Annotated in this window: 17 protein-coding genes; 11 read left to right on the top strand and 6 right to left on the bottom strand. The window is 37.1% G+C overall.

Annotation, left to right across the window (positions count from 1 at the left end):
- Positions 1–2: 2 nt before the first annotated feature.
- On the top strand, positions 3–1,604 hold the full coding sequence (gene pckA, locus ESU54_RS05675; RefSeq protein ID WP_111843415.1) for a phosphoenolpyruvate carboxykinase (ATP): 1,602 nt from the start codon (positions 3–5) through the stop codon (positions 1,602–1,604).
- A 72-nt stretch (positions 1,605–1,676) separates the two neighbouring features.
- Here pckA and ESU54_RS05670 read toward each other — a convergent pair whose 3' ends face one another.
- Entirely contained in the window at positions 1,677–2,426 is a 750-nt protein-coding gene (locus ESU54_RS05670) for a uroporphyrinogen-III synthase (protein ID WP_111843416.1), read from the bottom strand.
- A 32-nt stretch (positions 2,427–2,458) separates the two neighbouring features.
- Complete coding sequence (locus ESU54_RS05665) at positions 2,459–3,154, bottom strand: DUF4271 domain-containing protein (RefSeq protein ID WP_146848085.1); 696 nt, start codon at positions 3,152–3,154, stop codon at positions 2,459–2,461.
- A 73-nt stretch (positions 3,155–3,227) separates the two neighbouring features.
- On the opposite strand from ESU54_RS05665, the gene ESU54_RS05660 reads away from it, so the two are divergent.
- From ESU54_RS05660 to ESU54_RS05650, 3 genes are read left to right on the top strand one after another with little or no spacing between them, the layout of a single operon-like run.
- A complete protein-coding gene (locus tag ESU54_RS05660; protein WP_111843418.1) occupies positions 3,228–3,977 on the top strand; it encodes a polyprenol monophosphomannose synthase in 750 nt (249 codons plus the stop codon).
- Positions 3,958–5,298: a dihydroorotase gene (locus ESU54_RS05655; protein WP_111843622.1), complete on the top strand. Its 1,341-nt coding sequence runs from the start codon at positions 3,958–3,960 to the stop codon at positions 5,296–5,298. The genes ESU54_RS05660 and ESU54_RS05655 overlap by 20 nt, the downstream gene beginning before the upstream one ends.
- Positions 5,298–5,729 carry a DUF4296 domain-containing protein gene (locus ESU54_RS05650; RefSeq protein WP_111843419.1) on the top strand — a complete coding sequence of 144 codons (432 nt, stop codon included), beginning with the start codon at positions 5,298–5,300 and terminating at the stop codon, positions 5,727–5,729. The genes ESU54_RS05655 and ESU54_RS05650 overlap by 1 nt, the downstream gene beginning before the upstream one ends.
- Here the strand turns inward: ESU54_RS05650 and ESU54_RS05645 are convergent.
- Positions 5,721–6,731 (bottom strand): NAD-dependent epimerase/dehydratase family protein, encoded by a 1,011-nt coding sequence (locus ESU54_RS05645; protein WP_111843420.1) that lies wholly within the window; start codon positions 6,729–6,731, stop codon positions 5,721–5,723. The two genes, ESU54_RS05650 and ESU54_RS05645, sit on opposite strands and share 9 nt — an antisense overlap.
- 149 nt (positions 6,732–6,880) lie before the next feature.
- On the opposite strand from ESU54_RS05645, the gene tyrS reads away from it, so the two are divergent.
- Positions 6,881–8,179: a tyrosine--tRNA ligase gene (gene tyrS, locus ESU54_RS05640; protein WP_111843421.1), complete on the top strand. Its 1,299-nt coding sequence runs from the start codon at positions 6,881–6,883 to the stop codon at positions 8,177–8,179.
- Positions 8,180–8,348: 169 nt separating this feature from the next.
- Here tyrS and ESU54_RS05635 read toward each other — a convergent pair whose 3' ends face one another.
- On the bottom strand, positions 8,349–9,323 hold the full coding sequence (locus tag ESU54_RS05635) for a LuxE/PaaK family acyltransferase (RefSeq protein WP_111843422.1): 975 nt from the start codon (positions 9,321–9,323) through the stop codon (positions 8,349–8,351).
- A gap of 90 nt (positions 9,324–9,413) precedes the next feature.
- Positions 9,414–10,235 (bottom strand): T9SS type A sorting domain-containing protein, encoded by an 822-nt coding sequence (locus tag ESU54_RS05630; protein WP_111843623.1) that lies wholly within the window; start codon positions 10,233–10,235, stop codon positions 9,414–9,416.
- Positions 10,236–10,463: 228 nt separating this feature from the next.
- Between ESU54_RS05630 and ESU54_RS05625 the strand changes: the two genes are divergently transcribed.
- Positions 10,464–11,144 carry a response regulator gene (locus ESU54_RS05625; RefSeq protein WP_111843423.1) on the top strand — a complete coding sequence of 227 codons (681 nt, stop codon included), beginning with the start codon at positions 10,464–10,466 and terminating at the stop codon, positions 11,142–11,144.
- A 3-nt stretch (positions 11,145–11,147) separates the two neighbouring features.
- On the top strand, positions 11,148–12,185 hold the full coding sequence (locus ESU54_RS05620) for a sensor histidine kinase (RefSeq protein ID WP_111843424.1): 1,038 nt from the start codon (positions 11,148–11,150) through the stop codon (positions 12,183–12,185).
- Here the strand turns inward: ESU54_RS05620 and ESU54_RS05615 are convergent.
- Positions 12,159–13,226, bottom strand: a complete 1,068-nt coding sequence (locus tag ESU54_RS05615) for a glycosyltransferase (protein ID WP_111843425.1) — start codon at positions 13,224–13,226, stop codon at positions 12,159–12,161. The genes ESU54_RS05620 and ESU54_RS05615 overlap by 27 nt on opposite strands.
- A 65-nt stretch (positions 13,227–13,291) precedes the next feature.
- Here ESU54_RS05615 and trmB point away from each other — a divergent pair, with 65 nt between their 5' ends.
- The 4 genes from trmB to ESU54_RS05595 all read left to right on the top strand — a co-directional run bounded on the left by trmB (position 13,292) and on the right by ESU54_RS05595 (position 16,321).
- Positions 13,292–13,966, top strand: a complete 675-nt coding sequence (trmB, locus tag ESU54_RS05610; protein ID WP_111843426.1) for a tRNA (guanosine(46)-N7)-methyltransferase TrmB — start codon at positions 13,292–13,294, stop codon at positions 13,964–13,966.
- 37 nt (positions 13,967–14,003) lie between these two features.
- Positions 14,004–14,630, top strand: a complete 627-nt coding sequence (locus ESU54_RS05605) for a LysE family translocator (RefSeq protein ID WP_111843427.1) — start codon at positions 14,004–14,006, stop codon at positions 14,628–14,630.
- Positions 14,631–14,632: 2 nt separating this feature from the next.
- Positions 14,633–14,956, top strand: a complete 324-nt coding sequence (locus ESU54_RS05600) for an MGMT family protein (RefSeq protein ID WP_111843428.1) — start codon at positions 14,633–14,635, stop codon at positions 14,954–14,956.
- Between the two features lie 225 nt (positions 14,957–15,181).
- Complete coding sequence (locus ESU54_RS05595; protein ID WP_111843429.1) at positions 15,182–16,321, top strand: Mrp/NBP35 family ATP-binding protein; 1,140 nt, start codon at positions 15,182–15,184, stop codon at positions 16,319–16,321.

Raw genomic sequence — 16,321 nt, 5'->3', positions numbered from 1 at the left:
GTATGGTCGATAAAAACCAAGCTACGAAAACGATTTCTGTTGAAAAATACGGAATCAAAAATGCAAAAGTTAAATATCAACTTTCTTCTGAAGAACTTCACGACGAAACATTGCAAAAAGGACAGGGAAAAGAAGCCGCTAGTGGTGCCTTGGCAGTAGACACGGGAGAATTTACCGGAAGGTCTCCGAAAGATAGGTTTATTGTAAAAGACGATATTACCCGCGACAAAGTATGGTGGGGGAATATAAACATTCCGTTTCCGCCAGATATGTTTGATAGGCTTTATGAAAAGGTTACTGATTATCTTTCAGAAAAAGAAATTTACGTGCGCGATAGCTATGCTTGCGCAGATGAAAACTACAGGCTCAATATTAGAGTTATTAACGAGACGCCCTGGTGCAATTTATTTGCCCATAATATGTTTCTTCGTCCCACTGAAGAAGAATTGGCGGTATTTGACCCCGAATGGCTTCTTATAAATGCCCCTGGATTTGTAGCAGATCCTGAAGTGGACGGAACACGTCAACATAATTTTGCTATCCTTAATTTCACACGTAAAATTGCCTTGATTGGTGGAACAGGCTATACTGGTGAAATTAAAAAAGGTATTTTTTCGGCACTTAATTTTATTATGCCAGTAAATAAAAATACCCTGCCAATGCACTGCTCAGCAAACGTTGGCGAAAATGGAGAAACTGCCATTTTCTTTGGACTTTCAGGAACTGGTAAAACTACACTTTCAGCAGACCCTGACCGAAATTTGATAGGAGATGATGAACACGCATGGACACCGGATAATACAATTTTTAATTTTGAAGGTGGATGTTATGCGAAGGTTATAAACCTTTCAGAAGAAAACGAACCAGATATTTTTAATGCAATAAAACCTGGGGCACTACTTGAAAACGTTGTAATGGACGCGGATGGAAATGTAGATTTTGCAGATACTTCTATCACTCAAAATACACGTGTAAGTTATCCAATCTATCACATCAACAACATTCAAGTGCCATCTATTGGTCACAACCCAAAAAATATTTTCTTTTTAACAGCAGATGCTTTTGGTGTTTTGCCTCCTATTTCGAAATTGACTCCGGGGCAGGCGGCATATCACTTTATTAGTGGTTATACTGCAAAAGTTGCTGGAACAGAGGAGGGAATCAACGAACCTACGCCAAACTTTTCAGCGTGCTTTGGCGCACCGTTTATGCCACTTCACCCAACAGAATATGCCGAAATGTTGAGCAAAAAGATGAAAGGCGCTAACGTAAATGTTTGGTTGATAAACACAGGCTGGACAGGTGGTCCTTATGGTGTGGGTAGCAGAATGAAATTGAAATACACCCGTGCAATGATTGCCGCTGCTTTGGAAGGAAAATTGAAAGATGTGGAATTTGAAAAACATCCAGTTTTCAATCTGATGATGCCAAAATCCTGCCCGAACGTTCCTTCGGAAATATTAAACCCAAAGGAAACTTGGAAGAACAAAAAGGCTTATGATATTCAAGCTAAAGAATTGGCAAACTCATTCAAAGAGAACTTTGCTAAATTTGAAACTTATGCTAACGATGAAATTCTTGCTGGAGCTCCCGCTTCCGAATAATTTCTGAAAATAATTCATAAACAAAAAGGCTTGCCAATATGGCAAGCCTTTTTTATTTGCAATTAATCGATCTTATTTTTTGTTGTTAACCTCCTTGATGTACTTTTCCAAAGCCATTGTCATAGAAGGAGTTTCAGGGGTTGGGGCTTGAATATCTACGCGCAGGCCCTCATCTGTAGCAGCTTTTACAGTTGTGTTCCCGAATACTGCTATGCGTGTCTCGTTTTGTTTAAAATCTGGAAAGTTTTCCAAAAGCGACTGGATTCCACTTGGGCTAAAAAACACCAATATGTCATAATAAACATCACGAAGATCTGAAAGATCGCTGATTACCGTTTTGTAAAATGTAGCTTCTTTCCAATCCACTTTTAATTCATTCAATACCTGTGGAACTTCGGGTTTCAATTTATCAGAAGTTGGAAGTAGAAATTTTTCACTTTTATATTTTTTTATCAAAGGTGCCAGTTCTGAAAAAGTTCTTTTTCCCACATAAATTTTCCGCTTTCTGTAAACAACATATTTTTGAAGGTAGTAAGCTACTGCTTCACTCAAACAAAAATATTTCATAGTGTCCGGCACCTTAAAACGAAGTTCTTCGGCAATTCGGAAATAATGGTCCACAGAGTTTCGGCTGGTAAGAATAATGGCCGAATATTGGGTAAGGTCAACTTTTTGGGCTCGAACATCTTTGCCCGATACGCCTTCAACGTGAATGAAAGGACGAAAATCTATTTTTACCTTTTGCTTTTCGATTAAATCGAAATAGGGTGAGTTTTCAATTTTAGGCTCAGGCTGGGAAACCAAAATAGTTTTCACTTTCATAGATATTCCTGGTTTTTTATAATTATATCCGACTAAACAAATGTTTTGTAGAGGATAATATAGGGTGCGATTTCAAGTGCGCAAAGATACAAAATAAAATAGAAGAAATTGCTGAATATTAATTTTCCGTTTTTCTTATAACTGTATAACAATGCAATAGCGTTTAGCGCAAGGGCACAGCCACCAAAAATGAGTAGTGCACTTGCGGTTGGCGAGTAAATGTATAGGAAGAAAAGATTGCCAATGAAAAACAATATGCCCAAAAAATTACGATAACTAAGCTTTTGATATAAATAATTGTTGATAAGTACATCTAAGGAAAAAATATTTCCGACAATTTTTTCCAAAGAAAATTTTATTAAAATAAATAAACTGTAGGCAGTACAGATTTGAAGAAAAAGCCACTGGTTATTCTGGATTTCAGAAGGATTAAAAACTTTGAAGAGTAAAAAGACAAAAATTGAAACACAAATTATCTGTGCAACGAAAAGCATCATATTGAAAGGATGGTTCAGTTCATCATTTTTACCGTGAACAAAAAAGTACTGATTGGTGATAGGAAGCAAGGAAAACTCGTGAAATCTTTTTGGGTAAAAATATTTGGCGAGCGCAAAAAGAACGAAGCAGCTAGCCAACAAATAAGTGGCCCAATCGGTTGATATGATAAGTCTTTCGCTAAAATCCACCGTCAAAATTTTGAGTAAAGGTACAGTAAAATATATTTCCATTTTGTGGCATCAATTAGATTTTACTTCACATTTATTTATTCAAAAAAGGGTACATTTGCACTAAAATTGCAGTATGTCCAAGGCGGTAGTGGTGGTGCCAACCTACAATGAAATTGAAAACATAGAACGGCTGCTGCGCACTGTTTTCTCGTTGCAACGTGAATTTCACATTTTGGTTGTGGATGATAATTCCCCAGACGGCACTGCACAGGCGGTTGAGGCAAATTTCAAGGCATATCCCGACAGATTATTTATACTCAATCGAACAGAAAAGAAGGGCTTGGGAGCAGCTTATATTGCGGGTTTTAAATGGGCTTTGGAAAATGGATACGATTACATTTTTGAAATGGATGCGGATTTTTCACACAACCCCAATGATTTGATTCGGCTATTCAATGCTTGCCATAAGGAAGGCAACGATATGGCAATTGGTTCGCGATACGTGAAAGGCGTAAATGTGGTAAACTGGCCAATGAGTAGGGTTTTGTTATCTTGGCTGGCTTCAAAATATGTACGGTTTGTGATGGGGATGAATATTTATGACACCACGGCTGGATTTATTTGTTACAAAAGAAGTGTGCTGCAGAAAATAAACTTAGACAACATTCGTTTTGTGGGCTACGCTTTTCAGATTGAAATGAAATTCAAGGCGTACATCAGCAAATTCAAAATAAAAGAAGTGCCGGTTATTTTTACGGATCGCACGAAAGGAGAATCAAAAATGAGTTCTGGCATTATTTCCGAAGCTATTTTTGGTGTGATTGCAATGAAATTTAAAAGTGTATTTAACAGAAAAAGATTCAATGAGGGCAGTTTTAATTAAGAACGCGAATATTGTAAATGAAGGAGTAATCTTTAAAGGCGACGTGCTGGTTCAGGACGGACGCATTGCGGAAATTTCTGAAACCATCAGCATGAAATCTGCCGAAACGAAAGTTATCGATGCAGATGGCAGCTATTTATTGCCGGGAATGATTGACGATCAGGTGCATTTTCGTGAACCGGGATTGACGCACAAAGCCGATATTGAAAGCGAATCAAAAGCTGCGGTGGCCGGGGGAATCACTTCGTTTATTGAAATGCCGAACACCGTTCCACAGGCTACTACCATTGAATTACTGGAAGAAAAATTTGATATTGCCTCCAAAACTTCTTGGGCCAATTATTCTTTTATGTTTGGCGGCACGAACGATAATTTGGACGAGATTTTAAAAGTTGATCCGAAAAAAGTAGCTGGTTTAAAACTATTTTTGGGTTCCTCTACTGGAAATATGTTGGTAGATGATCCGAAAATCTTGGAAGAAATTTTCAGCAAAACCAATTTGCTCATTTCTGCACATTGTGAGGATGAAGCTACCATAAAACAAAATCTTGAAAAATATAAAGCGGAATATGGTGAAGACATTCCTGTGGAACTTCACCCAAAAATCCGCAGTGAGGAAGCGTGTTATATTTCATCTTCAAATGCTATAAAACTTGCTGAAAAAACGGGAGCGCGCCTTCATGTTTTTCATCTTTCAACGGAAAAGGAAACGCATCTTTTTAGCAATAAAAAACCACTTTCCGAAAAGAAAATTACCGCTGAGGTTTGTATTCACCATTTGTGGTTTACAGATGAAGATTACAAAACCAAAGGCACCAAAATAAAATGGAATCCAGCCATTAAAACTGAAAAAGACAGAGACGGATTACTAAAAGCCTTGCTCGATGACCGTATTGATGTTATCGCTACAGACCACGCACCTCATACTTTGGAAGAAAAAAATAATAAATATTTAAATGCTCCATCTGGCGGACCTTTAGTGCAACACGCATTGGTGGCGCTTTTGGAATTGTATCACAGAGGCAAAATTTCTTTGGAAAAAATTGTAGAAAAAACGGCACACAACCCTGCAATTTTGTTTCAAATAAAAGAGCGTGGTTATATAAGAAAAGGCTATAAAGCAGACTTGGTTTTGGTCGATCTCAATTCGCCTTGGAACGTAAAAAAAGAAAACCTACTCTATAAATGTGGATGGTCACCTTTTGAAGGAACAATCTTTAAATCGCGGGTTACGCATACTTTGGTAAATGGGATCGTTGTTTATGAAAATTCAAAATTTCCCAACAAGAGCAATCCAGAAAGACTTACCTTTAATAGATAATGAAGCAATCGATATTTTTTATAGTATTCGTTTTAAGTTTATTTGGCTGTCAGGATGTGAACCAACCCGAAAAGCCTAAAAATCTTATTTCCAAAGATAAAATGGTCGATATACTGACGGAAACCTATTTGGATAATGCCGCTAGAAGTATAGACAATAAATCAATCATTGCGAAAGGCATCAAAATGGATTCGATGGTCTATAAAAATTATGGAATTGATAGTTTGCAGTTCGCAAAAAGCAACGCGTTTTATGCTGCCGATGTGAATATCTATATGGAAATTGTCGGCGAGGTTGAAGCTCGGCTTAACACAATGCAACAAAAAATGGACAGTATTTGGGAAAAAGAGTGGCTTCGAAAAGATAGTATAAAACGCCAATTGAAGGAGGTTAAGGCGAGTTCTGAGCCAGTAAAAGACAGTTTAATTTAATTTTCCCCCTCTTTCTTTTACAATTCTATCCAGCGTTTCTTCCGTTGGTGTAAATTGAAAAGCAAGGGTTTTTTTTATTTTCTCCGCATCGTAAAGAGAGGATTTGAACATGGATCGAACGGTAGCTTTAACAATCCTTCTTTTTGTTCTGAAAAATATACTCGATAGCCAATCCATTCCACTTAGAAAAAGCATAATTCTTTTTGACAGCTTTTTGGTTGGCGGTTTTTTTCCGAACAAAGGGGCTAGCTTGGAGAGCAACTCCTTATAAGTAATATTTTCACTAACCAAAATAAATTGCTCATTTTTGATATCAGAATCAATCAGCTGAACCATCACTTTTACCACATCTTGAACATCAACAATACCCATTGCTCCGGTAGGATAAAAAGGAATACCGCTAGCACCTAATGAAATAATTACACCACTTCCGCCACCATCGGGCGACGTGCCCAAAATAACACCTGGATTCACGATTACTGCCTCTAAGCCTTCCTGTGTACCACGCCAAACCTCCATTTCGGCACCGTATTTTGTGATGGCGTAATCGCTGTTTTTTTCGTCGGGGTTCCAAGGAGTTTCTTCTGTAATTAACCGATTGTTTAAATTACTTCCCAAAGTGGCAACCGAACTGACATAACAGATTTTTTCAATTTTATTTGCTAAACAGAGGTTTACAATATTTGCCGTGCCTTCAACATTTGCTTTTTTAAGGACTTTATATTTTGAAGGGTTAAAAGTTATGAAAGCTGCACAATGATACACTTTTGTAATGTTCTCAAAAGCAACTGTAAGTGCTGGAATATCTATAATGTTGGCTTCAACCCATTCAATTTTATTGAAAAGTAAATCCACTTCAGAAGTGTAAAGAGCAAGAACCTTTTTTACAGAACCAATGTCACTATTTTTTCTATGAATTGCACGCACCGGCTCGTCTTTCTTCAAAAGAAAATACAACAGATGGGAGCCCACCAAACCAGTGCCGCCAGTTACTAATATCATAAGGCGAAAATACTGAAAATGAAATTGAAATCGAGAATGAAATCGAAATTCAATTTCTTGAAACTTGAACCTTGAATCTTTGAAAGAGAACCCTATCTTTGCATCCTCATACTCCAAAACCTTGGTGGCGGAGGCAAATTTTAAAGAAAATGAAGCTAAAAAATTTCGTTGAAGAACTACAATGGCGAGGTATGGTACACGATGTAATGCCCGAAACGGAAACGCATCTTATGGAATCCATGCGCTCTGCATACGTGGGTTTTGACCCTACTGCAGATTCATTGCACATTGGTAATTTGGTGCCTATAATGCTTTTGTCTTTTTATCAGCGCTGTGGCCACAAACCTGTTGCGTTGGTGGGTGGTGCTACAGGAATGATAGGTGATCCATCTGGGAAGAGTGCCGAACGAAATTTGCTTGATGAAGCAGCATTACGACACAATCAGGAATGTGTTAAAAACCAATTATCACAATTTTTGGATTTTTCTTCGGGAGCCGAAAACCAAGCTGTAATGGTGAATAATTACGATTGGATGAAGGAGTTTTCGTTTCTTGATTTCATCAGAAATGTAGGCAAGCATATTACCGTAAATTATATGATGTCGAAGGATTCCGTGAAAACTCGTTTGAGCGGTGAAAGTGCAGAGGGACTTTCGTTTACAGAATTTACCTATCAATTAATCCAGGGATACGATTTTCTTCATTTATATAAAAACTTGAACTGTACCCTGCAAATGGGCGGTAGCGACCAATGGGGAAATATAACTACTGGGACTGAGCTAATACGAAGGATTGCAGGCGGAAAAGGCTATGCACTAACTTGCCCGTTGATTACAAAAAGCGACGGCAGTAAATTCGGGAAAAGCGAAGGCGGCAATATTTGGTTGGATGCAAACAGGACTTCCCCTTACAAATTCTACCAATACTGGCTGAACACTAGCGATGACGATGCTGAGAAATACATCAAAATTTTCACTTTTCTCAATAAAGAAACAATTGACAAATTGGTTTCCGAACACAAAGAAGCACCACATTTGCGATTACTTCAAAAGCGCTTGGCGCAGGAAGTTACCACAACCGTTCACAGTACTGAGGAGTTTGAAAAAGCGGTGAAAGCTTCCGAAATATTGTTTGGAAACTCCACTTCTGATGATTTAAAAACACTTGATGAAAAAACCTTTCTCGATGTTTTTGAAGGCGTGCCGCAAGCGGAGATTTCAAAAGAAGAAATAAAAAACGGACTTGATATTATTGGCGCATTGGCCGAAAAAACTGGGTTTTTGAAATCTAATGGAGAAGCACGTCGCGCTTTAAAGGAGAACTCTATTTCAGTGAACAAAGAAAAAGTTTCCGACGATTTTACCGTTTCGGAAAACGATTTGATCAATGGGCAATTTGTGCTGCTACAACGCGGAAAGAAGAATTATTTTATTATTAAAGCAGTCTAGTTATTGTAAGATTAATTTCATAAAAAATCCCCGGCAAAAAATTGCGCGGGGATTTTTCGATTAACTAACCAACCAAATTATGAAAAATCATCACTTTTTCACAATTGTTTGGTCGCTGGATTTATTGATACCTTACACTGTTTTTCAGTGGTTTATGTTAAATATTTCCCTATAAAACCATCAAATTACAACCGCGGATATCGCTGGAATCGAAACGGCCCAAAACTTCAAAAGTGCCATTAGTAAAAGTTTTACCCAAGTCTTGGGTTGCAATGAAGGAACAAGAGTAGAGGTTTGCTAAGTCAATCACATTAATCCCTCCAGTCTTTTCAAAAGTATAGGAAAACGCATCTTCCGTGTCGCGTGTTAGAACTTTCATCCATGGAGGACAGGAAAAAAGTCCATTACCAACAGAATATGCTTGTGAGAGAAGCTCCGTCATTCCGTATTCGCTATGAATTTCCGGAACACCGAAACCACTTTTTAAAATTTCGTGCAGTTCCTCTTTTATCATTTCTTTTCGGCGTCCTTTCATTCCACCAGTTTCCATTACAAGTGTATTTTTTAGTTGAAATCTGGTTTTATCAATTAAATCGAGCAAAGCGTAAGAAACACCAATTAGGATTGTTTTTTGACCGGATTCCTCCAAAAAATTCAACCTATCAATCAGTGCATCCATTTCATATAAATAAAAACCGCTATTTGGATTGTTGCTCTTTTCTATCAATTTTTCAACCATATAAATTAAAGAAGATCCTTCACGTTCCAAATAAGACGGCAGCAGCGCTAAAATTGTAAAGTTTTCGGGATTGCCGTATTCTTTTTCAAAGGCTATTTGAAAACTTTTTTCATAAATACTTAAATCGGAAACATAGTGTTTGCTAGTTATGCTTCCCGTTGTTCCGCTACTTGTAAAGATTGTTTCTTCAGATAAACTTTCAGTAATTACTTTATGGCTTTTGAAGAACTGGATGGGTAGAAAAGGAATGTTTTCAATGGTTTTTACATCGGAAACGTTCTTGTTTAAAAAATTGCAGAATTGTCTGTAAACAGGAACATTTTCATATTGAAAGCGGAATACTTCCAACGCAAGACGTTCAAATTCTTCGGGTGTATTGATATTAAAAATTTCCTTTTCAAACATATTTTTCTACAACGAAATTTCACTTCAAAAATAGACAAATAAAAAAGCTCCTATCGAAACAGGAGCTTTAAAAATAAATTTTATAATTTATTACTTAACAATCAATTTTTTGGTGGCAGAAGTCTTTCCTTGATCGATTTTCATAATGTAAATACCGCTATTCAAAGCTGAGATATCCAATCTTTCACCGCTTAAAGAATTTTTTAGTACTTGCTTTCCAAGAACGTCAAAAATTGAAATGTTTTTTGCGCCGCTCACTTTTGAAGTGATGTATATGTAACCATTTGATGCAGGGTTTGGATAGATATTAAAAACATCAGCCTTTGATTCGCCAATACTTAAAATACAGGCATTTGTAGCGCGCAATGTTGGGGCGTCAACACAAAAACTTCCAGCGCCATCATTTTGGATGGATTCTGTATCCTTGTTACCATTCAGATCTTCATCATATTGAACGGTTTGATCCAGCCCTGCTAAAAGTTCAGGATCATCGTCATCATTAGTTCCATAAACAATCGCATCAATTAAATTGACGTTTGTTACAGGGGTTCCGTTTGGGAAATTGCTTACTTCATCTTGGTAAATAGCAATAGCATCTGGCCCATTTTGAATGGTGTTGCTGGTTCCAATAGAAATATCAACTCCGGGCGTTGCACTACTGCCAATGATGAAAAACCCTTCCGAATCTGTAACATAACCTGTTAAATCTACCCTTTTGTAGCTTTCGTCGTCTGTACCATTGTAGAAAACCACAATGTAACCTTCAAGTGAAAAATTTGGGGAATCGGACAGAATTTCAACAAATTCTGTAACATCGGTTCCCTCTTGATCCACATCCACTTCATTTATGCGTATTTGCGAAAAAGAAATGGTGTAGAGCAATAAGCTTGCAATGAATGTAATTTTTTTCATAACCATCTGTTTTTAAGATATATAACTAAAGTTAAAAAATATTTTTCAACTTTAAAAACTCAATCACAATTATATTTAAAGTCGTGTTTTACGTCTAATTTTGATGCAATTGGTCGTGAGTTATAATATTATTAAACTGTTACTATAACATTAACAATAAGTGTGCTAAACATTTCCTGAGTTTAAATAATGGTATCTTTGAACCATTAAAAGACATGAAAATTTAATATGAAAAAAAAGGATATTACAATTTTATTAGTCGATGATGAACCGGATATTATTGAAATCGTTCGATACAATCTTACTTCGGAAGGCTATACGGTTGAAACTGCTGAAAATGGGCTTGAAGCGATTGCCCAAGCAAAAAAGATAAAGCCGCAATTAATCATTATGGATGTAATGATGCCAAAAATGGACGGTATTGAAGCTTGTGAGAAAATTAGAAATATCCCAGAACTCGCTGAAACTGTAATCACTTTTTTAACCGCACGCGGGGAAGACTACTCCCAGATGGCAGGTTTTGAAGCAGGAGCCGACGATTATATAACAAAACCAATCAAACCAAAAGTTCTTGTTAGCAAAGTAAAGGCATTATTGCGAAGGTTTAAAGAAGAAGAGGAGGATGAAAACATAAAACTTGGAAATTTAACCATCAATCGTGAAGAGTACAAAATTCTGCTCGGCAAAGAAGAAATTATACTTCCGCGAAAGGAATTTGAACTTTTGGCGTTACTTGCTTCAAAACCTGGAAAAGTCTTTAAACGCGAAGATATTTTGGACAGCATTTGGGGTAACGACGTGATTGTCGGCGGTCGAACTATCGATGTTCACATCAGAAAACTCCGCGAAAAAATTGGTGATGATAGGTTTAAGACCGTAAAAGGGGTCGGCTATAAATTTGTGGTTTAAAAAATGAATTTTCCTAAAAAATATAATTTTGCAGCTTTAACCTCGCTGCTTATTTCATTTTGTTCAACGTTGACGATGGGCTTTTTTTTATATTTTTTATTTGAAATAATTTCCTCTTGGTTGCTTCTCTTTTTTCTGATTTCATTTTTGATCACGTTTTTAGTTCTTCAATATCGGGTTGAGAAATTCATTTACTTCCGAATAAAAAAAATATATAAAGACGTTCGCATTTTAAATGAAAAGGATTTTCCAAAACCCTCTGTAACTACAGATATGGAAGTACTCACGCGCGAAGTTGAAAATTATGTAAACGTTAAAAAACTTGAAATTGAAACCTTGAACGTTCGCGAAAACTATCGCAAGGAATTTATGGGAAATATTTCGCATGAACTGAAAACCCCATTGTTTACGGTGCAAAGCTATATTTTGACTTTGCTAGAAGGCGCAATGAAAGATAAAACCGTTCGGAAAGAATACTTGCGTAGAGCAAGTAAAGGTGTGGAAAGGCTCATTTATATTGTGAAGGAATTAGACATGATTTCCAAATTGGAAGTGGGAGGCTTGGTCCTGAACAAGGAAAACTTCAACATATTGGAATTGATTCAGAATATCTTTGATTTGTTTGAAATGAAAGCTGCTAAAAAAAACATATCCCTTGTTTTTGACAAAGTGTATTCTAAAGAAATAATGGTAAACGCAGATCGTGAGCGAATTGAGCAAGTGCTTACAAACCTTATTGTAAACTCTTTGAAATATGGAAAACAGGACGGAACCACTGAGGTAAGCATTGAAAATATTGTGAAAAACAAAGTGCTGGTCCGTATTACCGATAATGGTGAAGGTATTTTAAGTGAAAATATGCCACGTATTTTTGAGCGTTTTTTCCGAGTCGATAAAAGCGGCTCCCGAAAGGAAGGCGGAAGCGGTTTGGGGCTTTCCATTGTAAAGCATATTGTGGAAGCTCACAACGAAAAAATCTACGTAGAAAGTCAATTCGGTATTGGTTCTGAGTTTTCATTCACCCTCGAAAAGGGAGAATAATTTTGAAAAATTTACCGGTTGTTGCGACAAAGTTTTCAGTCCCTTGTAAACAGCGACTTTGTCGAGTTTTTTTAATTTAAATTTCTCTTGTTTGCAGGAAGGAACAATCCCAAGATCCTTTAAACGCTCTGCCAAATATATCTGCTCGTATTGTCCGGGCGTTGGGATAAAAAACGCCTTTTTTTCAAGCACCGTCAAGTCCATAATGGTGGTGTAGCCAGAGCGGGAAATAATAACTTCGCTTTTGTTTAAGGTGTCTTCAAGTTCTTCACTTGTCATAAAATTCACCATTTTTATGTTTTCAAAATCTTGCCACTTTTGTTCTTTTTCAATAATTCCGCGAATCATTAAAATTTTCTTTTCACTTTTTTTTAATGTCTCTTTCAGTTTTTCTTCAAAAATAGTCCTTTGAGGTTCAGGTCCAGAAAGCAAAACCAAGATGTCTATGGTTATTGGCACTTCTTTTTTCTCCATTCGGCTTAAAACGCCGATGTATTTTATTGGGAATGGCTCCCCCGTTAAATGACCAAGTTTTCCGCTGAGGTTCATTAGCAAGTCATCTACATCTGGCACCCAGCAAGCATCAAATTTCTTAATTATTTTTTGATGCATTTTACTGCTGAAGTAGGAAGTACTCCCCGTTAAAACGTTCAATTGATGCGTAATGAAAACGGAAGGTATTTTCGAATTTCTCACTCCAAACCGGTTATCGCTGATTATTCCATGGATTTTCCCTTCTGCAACGAGTTGTTTTAAAATTCTTTTTTCAGCAGAAATTGTTCTTCGAATATGAGGAAGTTTCAGTAGTATTTTCCATTTAAAATAGATTCCCTTTTTAGGATAAGTAATATTGTATGAAGGTAGTTCCAAAGATTTCAATTCAGGAAATTCTTTTTGCAGCAATAACAGGGCAGCCCCATCTGAAGCTAATAAAACTTCAAACCCGTAATCGAGCAAAGCACGAATTATTGGAATACAGCGCGTGGCGTGACCCAGGCCCCAATGTAATGGTGCAATCAAAATAGTCTTCTTTTTCAGCATAAAAACAAAGGTAGCAATAATTGCAGCGGTAGTATATTTCCTTAATTTTACCGAAAATTTAAATTTTGGGTAGCAAAAACAAACTGAGGCGCTTTAGGGAAAATGAAACTTTTTCGAACGTTGTGCAACCATCGCGCGAGGAAGTATTGAGCGATGCTCTGAAACTGAAAGGAAATTGGAGAAAAAGTTTCTTTAAAAACAACAACCCCTTGGTTTTAGAATTGGGCTGCGGCAAAGGGGAATATTCTGTGAACCTTGCAAAAGCTTATCCCGATATGAATTTTTTGGGAATAGACATTAAAGGTGCCCGTTTTTGGCGTGGGGCAAAAATCGCTTTGGAAGAAAAGCTCAATAACGTAGGTTTTTTGCGCACCCAGATTGAACTAGTGGACCACATTTTTGAAGAAAATGAAGTAGATGAAATTTGGATCACCTTTCCTGACCCACAAATAAAATACAAACGCACCAAGCACCGTTTGACGAACGAAGATTTTCTTCAGAAATACAAAAAAATTCTAAAACCAGATGGGTTTGTTCATCTTAAAACCGATAGCGAATTTATGCACGGTTACACACTTGGTCTGCTTCATGGTTTGGATGAAATAATTGAATATGCACACCACGATGTATACGGCAGCCAAGGCGCGCCCGACGCCGTAACCAATATTCAGACTTTTTATGAAAAGCAATACCTTGAAATTGGCAAGAAGATAACTTACATTCTGTTTAAATTCCGTTAGTTAGAAATTCAGTATATTCACAGAAACAACCATCCTAATGGCTATATTTTACAATTTATTTATAGGTTTTCTAGGTTCATTTATAGGGGTGCTTCCTCCGGGCTTAATAAATATGTATGCGGCCAAAATAAGCATGAAGGAGGGCAGGAAAAGGGCCTTTCTTTTTTCAGTAGGGGTTTGTATCACAGTAATGTGTCAAACATACATTGCGTTACTTCTTGCGCGTTATATTGGCAAGCATCCAGAAGTGGTTAACATGCTTCAAAAAGTGGCTTTGGGCATATTTATAAGCCTTACTATTTACTTCATTTTTATAGCGAAAGACACGCCTAGGGAAATGCGCGATCACAATGAGAATTCCAAAAGAAACCGCTTCTTTTTGGGTATTTTTATTGCAGCACTAAACATTTTACCAATACCTTATTGGATCTATCTCAGCATAACATTTTCGTCATTTGGAGTGTTTACTTTTTCTCAACCTGCGCTTTGGTTTGCCGTACTGGCCTCAGGTATGGGGACTTTTGCGAGTTTAGCTTTGTACGTCCAATTCTTTAGACCCAAAGAACATTCACGTAAATTGAATCTAAACATGAATTACGTAATAGGCATTGTTACTGCGGCTATTTCCGTAATAACTTTATTGAAAATTTTAAAGGAATTCTAAAAATGGCTAATGAAGGTTTTTTTGAAAAAGTCTATCAAGTAGCAGCGCTTATACCTTACGGAAGGGTTACTTCTTATGGAGCAATCGCAAACTATTTAGGCGCTTCGGGAAGTGCCAGAATGGTGGGTTGGGCAATGAACGGAAGCGTAAAAAAAGAGCTGCCTGCACACCGAGTTGTGAATCGAAATGGATTGCTTACTGGAAAGCACCATTTTCAAGGCACAAATTTAATGCAGCAACTTTTAGAAAGTGAAGGAATAGAAGTGGTTGAGAACAAAATTCAAAATTTTGAAAAGCACTTTTGGGATCCTATGAAAGAGCTTTAATAGAAAGGCTTTTCCGATCTTAAATTCAATAGCAGTCCTAATATTTCCTAATTTTTGTAAAATTTACAAATATTGGTAAATCCAAAGATTCAACAATCTAATAATCCAGATACCTAAAATTCTAACTATCCAGCCATAAATCATTTCAATCCTACAGCTTCGTTTTCCGAAGTTTTACTCTTATATTTGCACTTTAGAATCAATCTAAATATTAAGTAAAAAATAATGAGCATTTCAAAACAAGATATCCTTCAAGCCCTTGAAACCATTACAATTTCTGGTGAAGGAAGAAATATGGTAGAAAGTGGTGCTGTACAAAATGTAGTAACTTTTGCAGACGAAATTATAGTAGATCTGAAGCTTTCCACGCCAGCCCTTCACATAAAAAAACGCGCTGAGGCAGATATTATAAAAACCATTCATGAAAAAGTGGATGCCAATGCCAAAGTACAAGTGAACATTAAGGTTGAAGCGCCTGCAAAACCTCAAAATCCAAATTTAATAAAAGGAAAACCAATCCCCGGAATTCAAAATATAGTTGCCGTGGCTTCTGGAAAAGGTGGTGTGGGAAAATCTACTGTAACAGCAAATTTGGCGGTTACACTTACCAAAATGGGTTTTAAAGTTGGTATTTTAGATGCCGATATTTACGGTCCTTCAATCCCGATTATGTTTGATGTGGCAATGGAAAAACCACTTTCAGTAAACATTGGTGGTAAAAGTAAAATGAAGCCCGTTGAAAACTACGGAATAAAAATTCTTTCCATCGGATTTTTTACCCAACCAGACCAAGCAGTAATTTGGAGAGGGCCCATGGCTTCCAAAGCATTAAATCAACTTATTTTTGATGCTGCCTGGGGCGAACTAGACTTTATGCTAATAGACCTTCCGCCTGGAACTGGAGATATTCACTTGAGTATTATGCAGTCATTGCCAATTACAGGAGCAGTTGTGGTAAGTACACCACAAAACGTGGCTCTTGCTGATGCCCGAAAAGGGGTGGCCATGTTTCGTCAAGAAAATATTGACGTTCCGGTTTTGGGAATCATTGAAAACATGTCTTATTTTACTCCTGCCGAACTTCCTGAAAATAAATACTATATCTTTGGAAAAGAGGGTGCCAAACATTTAGCTGAAGATTTGGGGGTACCATTTTTAGGTGAAGTGCCCTTAGTTCAAAGCATCCGCGAAGCGGGTGATGCGGGAAGACCAGCAGCATTGCAAACAGCAAGCGCAATTGAGGAAGCTTTTGAAACAATCACCAAAAATGTTGTTGAAGAAACCGTGCGCAGAAACGAAAACCTTCCAGCAACCGAAGCAATAAAAATTACAACAATGGCAGGTTGCAGTGCCGTAAAAAAATAA

Source organism: Aequorivita antarctica, assembly GCF_007997155.1.
Classification (GTDB): Bacteria; Bacteroidota; Bacteroidia; order Flavobacteriales; family Flavobacteriaceae; genus Aequorivita; species Aequorivita antarctica.
This window is presented reverse-complemented; position numbering and strand designations above follow the sequence as displayed.